The sequence below is a fragment of the Bacillus infantis genome, assembly GCF_050107595.1.
Lineage (GTDB): Bacteria > Bacillota > Bacilli > Bacillales > Cytobacillaceae > Bacillus_AB > Bacillus_AB infantis_C.
Genome location: NZ_JBNILH010000056.1, coordinates 1 through 248, shown reverse-complemented (window position 1 = coordinate 248; position 248 = coordinate 1). Strand labels below are relative to the sequence as shown.

At 47.6% G+C, this 248-nt stretch carries 1 protein-coding gene; it reads left to right on the top strand.

Annotation, left to right across the window (positions count from 1 at the left end; genetic code table 11):
* Positions 1-248: ATP-binding protein (locus ACQCVH_RS25420; protein WP_426838423.1), on the top strand; the 248-nt coding region annotated here is incomplete at both ends.

The following is a 248-nucleotide window of genomic DNA, read 5'->3' as shown; positions in this document are numbered from 1 at the left end:
CCGCCTCCCGACTATTCGTGCGCAGCTTGATGCATACCTTCGGGAAGCAACTGAGCAACAGATTACGTATGAAGAATTCCTCTACCACCTCTTATCAATTGAGGTCGCTGAGAGGGAAGCAAAAAAAATAGAATCTGCCCGGAATAAAGCACAATTCCCGGTTCATAAGGACCTCCTCTCTTTCCGATTTGAGGAGGCTCCCCATGTCCCTAAGAGACGTATACTGGATATATTCCAAGGGGACTACA